7 protein-coding genes are annotated in these 8295 nt (G+C 38.5%); all 7 read right to left on the bottom strand.

Translation table 11 applies throughout. The features are described from left to right. Window positions 1–315, bottom strand: a 315-nt coding sequence (locus FTU36_RS14565) for a helix-turn-helix domain-containing protein (RefSeq protein WP_180118382.1), incomplete at its 3' end; no start/stop codon positions are given. 118 nt (window positions 316–433) lie between these two features. Then, window positions 434–1375, bottom strand: a complete 942-nt coding sequence (locus FTU36_RS14560) for a transposase (protein ID WP_159153750.1) — start codon at window positions 1373–1375, stop codon at window positions 434–436. A 116-nt stretch (window positions 1376–1491) separates the two neighbouring features. After that, the gene (locus tag FTU36_RS14555; RefSeq protein ID WP_004974307.1) at window positions 1492–2856 is read right to left on the bottom strand and encodes an ATP-binding protein; all 1365 of its coding nucleotides are present in this window, start codon (window positions 2854–2856) and stop codon (window positions 1492–1494) included. Then, entirely contained in the window at window positions 2857–3519 is a 663-nt protein-coding gene (locus FTU36_RS14550; protein WP_004974305.1) for a response regulator, read from the bottom strand. It abuts the gene before it with no gap. A gap of 72 nt (window positions 3520–3591) precedes the next feature. Beyond that, a complete protein-coding gene (locus FTU36_RS14545) occupies window positions 3592–4893 on the bottom strand; it encodes a TolC family protein (protein WP_180111708.1) in 1302 nt (433 codons plus the stop codon). After that, window positions 4893–5216: a DUF3240 family protein gene (locus FTU36_RS14540; RefSeq protein ID WP_004974301.1), complete on the bottom strand. Its 324-nt coding sequence runs from the start codon at window positions 5214–5216 to the stop codon at window positions 4893–4895. Before FTU36_RS14540 ends, FTU36_RS14545 begins: the two co-directional genes overlap by 1 nt. Beyond that, a complete protein-coding gene (locus tag FTU36_RS14535) occupies window positions 5209–8292 on the bottom strand; it encodes an efflux RND transporter permease subunit (protein WP_004974298.1) in 3084 nt (1027 codons plus the stop codon). Before FTU36_RS14535 ends, FTU36_RS14540 begins: the two co-directional genes overlap by 8 nt. Window positions 8293–8295: the final 3 nt, after the last annotated feature.

Here is an 8295-nt window from a genome sequence, read left to right as displayed (position 1 = left end):
TGCATTGAGTGGACTTGTATTGACCCAATCTAGGATTTTCGCCTGATAGTCTGAGATCAATGTATTGGGCCGACCTGAGCGATGACCTTCTTTAATCGATTCAAACTCATACAATTCCCAACGTCGGAGTTGTAGCCTTATGGTTTCTGGGATACGTTCTTGTAGAGTGGCAACTTCCGCAACACTTTTACCTTCAGAAAGCCAGAGAATAGTTTGGGCACGTTGTCTTTCACGCCAATGTTTTGCATGCTTGGCCAGAAAAATGAGTCGTTCTCGCTGTTCTAAACTAAGTGGTACAGAAACAATTCGAGGCATGTGTGAACATCTGTTAACTAAAAAAACTTTTTCGCATGATTAGTTGTTTTTGTCAACTTATTAGATAATTGATATTTATGAAATTGTGAGAAAGATAATATATAGGACTTACGCACTATTATTTATAGATTCTCTGTGGTAGCAGATGATTTTTATCGAGAATAAAGTCATCAATGAAGTTTTTGATAACTGGTCTAAATAATTTCTTCTGCCAACGATATACATTTTCAAAGATCCGCTCAAACTGGTTCTTTTGTATCTCGACGTAGGCCATCAAGGCTGAAAAAATATGATTCAAAATCAGTTTAGATCGTCTTACTTGAAACTTTTCAATATGACAAACCTGTTTAATCACCCGGTGATATTGCTCTATTTTCCAATGACTTGAATGTAATTCATGAAAACCCTCAAAGGACAATAAATCATCTTCATCTTGATGCACAATATAAAACCTCTGCTGTTCTTTTAACTGAGTCTTAAATAATTGTACAAAGCCAAAATCTTTGAGCCAGACCACTTGACCCTGATGGAAATTTGGCAATAAACGCAGTTGAAACCATTGTCCTTTTTCTGGGGAAACCTTACGGTTACAGTCGATACCAAACATAAATCGAATACCATATTTTCTTATGGTTTTTAGATTTCCAGTCGATGAATACCAACTATCACCTGTAATAAATTGAATCTTTGCACCCCAACTGAGTGCTTCACTTAACATATCCATAAAGTAATCATTCTTGGTTTTACTTTCAGATTTGTCATAAATTCGGAAATTAATTGGAATATTTTGACCATTCTGATCTGTCGCATACAAGGTAATGAGATTAATACCCTTGACGGATCGGTGGTGTTTGCCTGACCAAAAATAGCTAACCAAGTCCATATGTTGACTATAGGGTTTATCTAAAACAGTATCATCAATACTGACTATAAGTTTATTATTATCAATATGTTGAATTGCTTCTTGATATAGGTCGTGAGGTGTGTAGTCTTCACGTTCTAGAAAGCGATTTACACTATCATGCGAGATGTTATAAGTCTCGGCAAGTCTCCTAGACAAATTTCGTCTATTCTTTTTGCATAGGAGAGAACATTATGAGTGGACAACGATATACGCCAGCATTTAAATTAAATTTATAAATCAATATGATAAAATCTATTTTTTTGACTATCGTTTTAATAAATATTCAATTTTTTGAAAAATTCAATTCTGACAATCAATCCTCCAACTGCATTTGCACGTTGTAAAGTAATCTTGCCTAAATGAGAGTCAATAATCTGCTTCACAATAGATAATCCCAGACCACTTCCTACTACAGAACTGGCTTGATTTATTCTATAAAAACGCTGAAATATAAATGGGATTTGTGCTTCATCTAGACCTATGCCGTTATCTTCAACCTGTATAAAACTACCATTTCCAATACTTCCACAACTGACTTTAATAATAGGTTTATGTATTGAACTACGATAAAGAATGGCATTTTCGAGTATATTTCTCAACATAATTTCCAACTGATCTGACTGCCCCCAAACGCACACTGAGGTGAGATGCAATTGTAAGTCTACACCTGCTTTTCTGAACTGAATACCCATCATTTCAACTGTACCTTTAACAATATCTACCAAATCAATATTGCTTTTGTTTTGTGTGGCATTCGGTTCAAGCCTCGCTAATGTAAGCAACTGAGTAATCATTCTTGATGCTTTGTCTACTCCTGTAATAATGTCCTGTGCAGCTTCCTTAGACTCCTCATTGGAACGTGCATTTTGAAGTACTTGGGCATGTAAGCGTATAGCAGCTAATGGTGTACGGAGTTCATGAGCGGCATTTGAGGTAAAACGTTTTTCACGTTGCATACTTTCAGCAATCTCACTAAGTAAGGTATTTAAAGAGCTCACTAAAGGTTCTATTTCTTTCGGTACAACTGGCTTAATTGGATTTAAATGTTCAATGGATTGTTTTTCTAAGTTTTGACTAATGCTATATACAGCCAATAAATGACGACGGATCGTGCAAATAATCAACCATAATAATAATGGCAAAAATATGATTGAAACCAAAATCAAAAACAGCAACATATCTTGCTGAATATCTTTTCGAATTGTCCAAACCTGCGCAATTTGTACCTGTATTGTATGCGTACTATCCCAAACAGAATAACTACGATAAGTATTATTATTCAGTTTAATCCAACCAAAATTATCTTGCTGAACAAATGGCTGTGTTTCCACACCAATAGAACGATAAATTAATTGTCCATCACGATGCCAAATTTGAAATACAATTTGGTCATAATGCTCACCCTTAGCTTTTTCAATCACTGTATGCTGCGGTACTTTTCCATCTAGGGTACTTAGAGTCGTAGACAATAAAGCATGAGCAGTTTCTGCTAATGACTTATCAAAAATATTATTGGCAGTGTTTTGCATTCCCCAATAAATACTTCCTAAACTACCCAACCAAACGCTAGTGGTAATTGCCAGTAAAATTATAGATAAGCGCTGGGTTAATGAATAGCTGCGAATTGGATCAGCCATTTAATGCTGTTCATCCATGATATATCCAAAACCTTGTACTGTACGGATAATATTTTTACCTAATTTCCGACGCAAGTTATGAATATAGACTTGTACAACATTACTACTCACATCAACGTCATAAGCATAAAATGAATTTTCTATATTTTCACGCGAAATTACACGACCACGATTGAGAGTAAATAACTCCAATAAATGAAACTCTTTATGTGTCAACTCAATTTCGACTTGATTTAACAGTACTTGTTTACTCGCTTTGTTAATACTAATATTTCCAACCTGAATTAGGTCCCCTACCTCTCCTGAAATTCGGCGTAATACAGCATGAATCCTTGCTACGACCTCATGTAAATCATAAGGTTTAACAACAAAATCATCAGCTCCTGCCTCTAGACCTGTAATACGATCATCAACCTGATCTTGAGCAGTCAGAATAATAATTCCAACTTGATTCTTTTTGCGACGTAGTGATTTTAAAATTTCAATCCCATTTCGATCAGGCAAACCTAAGTCTAGTAGAATAAAGTGATAATGATAACTCACTAAAAAATGGTACGCTTGCTCTGCTGTGCTCGCAATGTCAACTACAAAGCCCATTTGATCTAGACCACGTGCAGTTGCTTTTGCCAACAAGCTATCATCTTCTACCAATAGAACTCTCATAACACCTTTTTCTCTTGCTTACCAAACTACAGCGCAAATTTATAATCCCTACTATGCTCGTAAATATTACTGTTAAATTCTATCCATCTCATGTAAAGGCCACAATTGATGAGAATCAAGTAATAAGGAACTCATACTTTCTGCATAATCTACTTTAGCTTGATCGACTCGGCTACGTGCTTCAATCAATTGCTGCGAATGCAACAAAAGCTCATTGAGATTCAACTCACCTAATTTATACGCTTTTTGCATCAAGTGATGTTGTTGTTGCAACAGTTGTAAGTTTTCTTGCGCCTTCGTATTCCGTACAGTCGCTGACTCCATTTGAATCACCCACCCCTGTATTTCTTGACGCAGACGTTTTTCTACACGCAATACCTCCAAATCCGCTTTTTTTGCTTCTGCCGCTGCCATTCCTGAAGCAATACCGACTTGTCGCGCAGTCAAAGGAATTGAAACACTAACCCCTAATAAATTCTCCTCTCCCGATTGCTCCCTACTGTAACCAAAACCAATCGTAGGATCTGGCAGTCTATTAAGCTGCTCTCTTTTTAATACTGCGTATTGCTGTGTAGCTTGCATCCTTACGAGTGCTAACTCATGATTAACTGACAAAATTTTCTGTACCCACTCTGCTTGACTATACTGTATAGGGCTAGGCTGTATAACATCGCTGCTCCACTGTTCAGGGATCTTTCCTCTATAATCGCGGGCCAACAATTGCTGAGCTTGAATATATGCAGCTTTAGCTTGCATATATTGTTCCTCAAGTTGTTGGTACTCATTCTTCAAGAGCATTAGCTCAAGTCGTGGTGCATCTCCTGCTCGAATACGTTGTTCAGTCACTTGGATAAATTGCTGAATTTGATCCAGCTGTTCTTGCAGTCGCTTCAAATGCAATGTGCTTCGCATATAAGCAAACCAACTATTTAACAACATTTTAGATGCTTGATGTTGAGCATTCTCATACTTCAGTTCTGCAATACTTGAAATACGTTGTGCTAGATCTTGATCTAGCCGGTATTTATTAGGCAAACGTATTTGTTTTTCTATCCCCAAACTAGGTTCATAACTATTGGCTTGTTTTCGCTCTAGTTGTGTATCCGTCTTACGTACTTGCATACCGGCTGTAACAGTCCACGGATTTTGCCCTACTTTTAATCCTTGTCGGGCAAAGTCTGCATAATCTTGCTCTGATATTGCAGCACGCACATTCGGATGTTCTACTAGACTCTGTTGTACTGCTTCAAGTGGTGGCAAAGCAGCTTCAAGTTGAGGTTTTGCAATTGCTGTCGAAGCCACTGTAAAACAATAGCCCAACCCAAACAGATACCAAATTTGGCCTAGAAGTGTTGATTTGATATTTAATGTCATTAGTCAAGTGCTCCTTGGCTCATATAACCAGAAATTAATGTAGGTATGACCCAATAAAAACAATCACTTGATTTAAATTTTTGCTGAATATGCGCCAAAACCAATGATACAGATTCGTGTTGTACAATCAGCAATATAAGATTCCGTTCAGTTGCTCCGCGAATTTTTTCCTGAACATTACGATAATGTTGGCGATTACCAAACCCTTGTGCGTTGACACAAGTACACCCTGAAATCAACTCAGGAATTAACCACAAATGCTCCATAAGTTCTTCAGCAATATCAGAGGACACGTTAATAGAGAGTTGGCATATTTCAGACATGATGATCTCGCGCTAAACCAAATTTTTTAAACAAGTTAGGAAGTAAAATCAGAGTCAGCAAAGTACAAGAAATAAGCCCTCCAATCACAACTATCGCCAATGGACGTTGAATCTCGGCACCAGGGCCAGTAGTAAATAACAATGGGATCAAACCTAAAGCTGCAATACTCGCGGTCATCATGACTGGACGTAAACGGCGCATAGCACCTTCACGAACAACTTCCTCAATTGCAACACCACGAGAAATCAGTTGATTAAAATAACTAATCATCACTAAACCATTCAGTACAGCAATCCCCATCAAGGCAATAAAACCAACTGATGCAGGAACAGATAAATACTCACCTGTTAATGCTAATGCAAATACTCCACCGACTAACGCAAAGGGAATATTGACGAAAACCAATACGGCTTGACGCACCGAACCCAAAGTCGTAAATAGTAAAAAGAAGATCATTGTTAATGCAGCAGGTACAACAAGCATTAAGCGAGCAGCCGCACGTTGTTGGTTTTCAAATTGCCCCCCCCATTTGAGTGAGTAGCCGGTTGGTAACTTGACTTTCTCTGCAACCAATTGTTTTGCTTCATCTACAAAACTAACTAAATCACGATCACGTACGTTGGCACGTACCACTGACATTCGTGATGCATTTTCACGATCAATTTTTACGACACCCTCAGTCTTAACCACTTCTGCTAAAGATAACAATGGCACTGCAGCTGCATTCTCAATTGGCAAGGCAATATTGGAAAATTCAAAACTCGACTCTCCCAAACGTGGATCCCCTTTCATCATTAATGGAACAGGGCGCCCCTGTTCAATAATGGAACCTATTTCTTTGCCTTCCACGAGCATCTTGAGTTGGGCTTGAACATTTTGACTGTCCAATTGATTTCGTATAGCCATATCACGATGGATTCGCAGCTCTTGATACTGTACTCCCGAATTTTCGAGTGTCATGACATCTTCATTGCCTTCAATGCCTTGTAGAACTATTGCAATTTGCTTTGATAAATCATTAAGCTGGTCTAAATCACTTCCAAAAATTTTGACAGCCAAATCTCCTCGTACTCCAGACAACATTTCTGAAGTGCGCATCTCTATGGGTTGACTAAATGTTAAGTTCACGCCAGGAACATCTTGAAGTACAAGACGAATTTTTTCTAAAATTTGCTCTTTATTTTTGACTTGCCATTGCGTTTGTGGTTTTAGCACAATGAAACTATCTGTTTCATTTAACCCCATAGGGTCTAATCCCAATTCATCAGAACCTGTACGTGCCACAATTCTTTCAACTTCAGGCACTTGTTCCAAAATACGTTTTTGAATATCCAGATCTAATGCAATTGAGTTTTGTAAGCTAATCGAAGGGATTTTTTCTAACTGTAAAATAGTATCTCCCTCATCCATGGTTGGCATAAATGACTTTCCAATGAATGGGAAAATCAATGCAGCCAGAAGTAAGGTACCACCTGCTAAGACATAAATCTGTTTAGGATGGGCTAAACTCAGATTCAAAAGTTTTCGGTAACCAGTTTCTAATTTAGCTACTAAAAAGGGTGTGTGATGTGCTTTCGGTTTTAGAAAGAATGAACACAGTACAGGAATCACTGTCAAAGAAAAAATTAGTGAACTTGATAAAGCAAATACAATTGTTAAAGCCACAGGTGAAAAGAGCTTCCCTTCCAATCCTTCAAGCGTGACCAATGGAATAAACACTAACATAATAATGATCATGCCTGCTGTGACTGGTACTGCAACCTCAGACACTGCGCGGTAAATCATATTTAATGGCGGTAAAAAAGAACGTTGCGGTGACTCTTTTGCTTCAGCAAGTTGCATTTCAATATTTTCAACCACTACAACTGCAGCATCCACTAATAAACCAATCGCAATCGTCAAACCACCTAAAGACATTAAATTGGCACTTAAACCAAAATGGTGCATCATCAAAAAAGTACTTAGTGCAGATAATGGTAAAACTGCCGCAACCACTAAAGCAGACCTTAGGTTTCCTAAGAACAATAAAAGTAAAATCAAGACTAAGACAATAGCTTCTAATAACGTTTTACTTACGGTATGAATGGCTCGGTTTACCAACTCACCACGATCATAAAATGGTTCAATCGTTGTACCCTGTGGCAGAGTTTTTTCAATGTCGGACAAATGCTCACGAACATGTTGAACGACTTGACGTGCATTCGCACCTTTTAAAGTTAATACAATACCTTGGACAGCCTCACCTTGGCCATTTTCAGTCACTGCACCATAGCGTGTGAGTGCTCCAGTATGTACCTGTGCAACATCTTTAACCCGCACCAATGTTCCTTGATGGCTAGAAACAATAATATCGCCTAACTCTTCAAGGTTTCTGACGCGGCTATCGCTTCGGATCAGTAATGACTCTCCATTTTCATTAAGCCGCCCAGCACCATCACTGGCATTATTTAGCTCGATTGCCTGTTGTAGCTGTGTTAAAGATAAGCCTCGTGCCGCCAGGGCCTCTAAATTAGGGGTCACTTCAAATGTACGAACAAGTCCCCCCAAAGCGTTAACATCGGCGACCCCTTCAATTTTACGAAGTTGTGGACGAACCACCCGATCAAGTAGAGTTCGTTTTTCCATATCACTGAGTGGCCCATGTAAGGTAAACATAAAAGATTCACCTAATGGGGTCGTCATGGGTGCAATTCCACCTGACGTACTACTTGGTAATGCAGACATCACATTACTTAAACGTTCATTCACCTGTTGTCTAGCCCAATAAGGGTCAGTGCCTTCAGCAAAGTCTAATGTGATAATCGCAATCGCGTATTTAGATTGCGAACGCATTACTGTCTGATGAGATATTCCCAACATTTCTTGTTCAATGGGTACAACAATACGGCTTTCCACCTCTTCGGGCGTCATGCCGGGCGATTTCATCACAATTTGTACTTGCGTACTTGACACATCAGGAAAAGCATCAATTGGTAGTTTCGTAAAAGCAATGTAGCCTGCCACACTGATCGCCAATGTGAGCAATAATATTAAAATGCGCTGACTAAGTGAAAAGGCGATAAGACGTTTTAACATATG

It is taken from the genome of Acinetobacter sp. YH12096 (genome assembly GCF_013419215.1).
GTDB classification, from domain to species: Bacteria; Pseudomonadota; Gammaproteobacteria; order Pseudomonadales; family Moraxellaceae; genus Acinetobacter; species Acinetobacter amyesii.
Note: the sequence above shows the minus strand (reverse complement) of the source record. Positions and strands in the feature narration are given on the sequence as shown.